Source organism: Skermanella stibiiresistens SB22 (assembly GCF_000576635.1).
Classification (GTDB): domain Bacteria; phylum Pseudomonadota; class Alphaproteobacteria; order Azospirillales; family Azospirillaceae; genus Skermanella; species Skermanella stibiiresistens.
In genome coordinates, this window is record NZ_AVFL01000097.1 from 1 (window position 1) to 1,445 (window position 1,445).

Sequence of the window (1,445 nt, forward strand, 5' to 3'; positions counted from 1 at the left end):
GGACCCGTTGATCAGCCCCAGCAGGAGCTGACCGAACAGGACCTGGGGGGGCACCCCCAGCAGCTCCATCATTGCGGGTCTTCCCTTTACTTCTGGGCGATCTTGCAGCCGCTGGCGGCGGCGTCGAGATAGGCCTGGTCACCGGGAATGGTCCGGACGATGTCGTAGTAGTCCCAGGGACCCTTGCTCTCCGACGGCGACTTGACGCGCGCCAGGTACATGTCGTGGACCATGCGGCCATTGGACAGCAGCTTGCCGTTCTTGGCGAACATGTCCTGGATCGGCAGCTCGTGCATCTTGGAGACCACGGCCTTCGACTCGTCCGTCTTGGCGGCCTGGACCGCCTTCAGGTAGTGCTTGACCGAGGAATAGACGCCGGCGTGGACCATGGTCGGCTTGGAGCCCATCTTCTCCTGGTACTTGGCCGACCAGGCGCGGGTCTCGTCGTCCATGTCCCAGTAGAAGCCCGTCGTCGCCACCAGTCCCTGCGCCGCGTCCAGCCCCAGCGCGTGGACGTCGGAGATGAACAGCAGCATGCCGGCCAGCGTCTGGCCCGCCTGGGTGATGCCGAACTCGTTCGCCTGCTTGATCGCGTTGGTCGTGTCGTTGCCGGCGTTGGCCAAGCCGATCACCTGGGCGCCGGAACCCTGCGCCTGGAGCAGGAACGACGAGAAGTCCGAGTTCCCCAGCGGGTGCCGGACGCCGCCCATCACCTGTCCGCCCAACTCCTTGACCACCGCCGTGGTCTCGGCTTCCAACGACTGGCCGAAGGCGTAATCTGCCGTCAGGAAGTACCAGCTGGTCTTGCCTTCCTGCGTCAGGGCGCGGGCCGTGCCCGCCGCCAGGGCGTGGTTGTCGTAGGTCCAATGCAGGCCGGTCGGCGAGCAGGCGTCGCCGGTCAGGCGGGAGCTGCCCGGGCCGGACATCAGGAAGATGCGGTTCTTGTCGCGGGTGATCTCCTGCACCGCCAGGGCGGCCGCCGAGTTCGGCACGTCGGCGACGACATCGACCTGTTCGCGGTCGATCCACTGCCGGGTGATGTTGGCCGCGATGTCCGCCTTGTTCTGGTGGTCGGCGACCACGACCTCGATCGGCATGCCGTCGATCGCGTTGCCGAACTCCTCCGCCGCCATCCGGGCCGCCACGGCCGATCCCTCGCCCGCCACGTCGGCGTAGATGCCGGACCGGTCGTTCAGGACACCGATCTTGATCTTGCCGTCGGAGATGGCGCCCTGCGCGTTCGCGGCGGTGGCGATGCCCACCGACAGTGCCGTGAGCGCGGTCCCGGCCAGCATCCGTTTCAGCATCTTGGTCATCTTGTTCCCCGTTCCCCGTCCTTGGGCTTGTTCTGTTCGTTGTCTCGTTAAACACGCCTCGTGCGTCAAACGCCCAAGTACTCGTGCAGTTTCCCCATGTTCGCCTCGAGCTGGTCGTTCGGGATCATG

General features: G+C 66.0%; 1 protein-coding gene. It reads right to left on the bottom strand.

Annotation, left to right across the window (positions count from 1 at the left end; translation table 11 throughout):
* Positions 1–86 precede the first annotated feature (86 nt).
* On the bottom strand, positions 87–1,307 hold the full coding sequence (locus N825_RS35590) for an ABC transporter substrate-binding protein (protein WP_037462359.1): 1,221 nt from the start codon (positions 1,305–1,307) through the stop codon (positions 87–89).
* Positions 1,308–1,445: the final 138 nt, after the last annotated feature.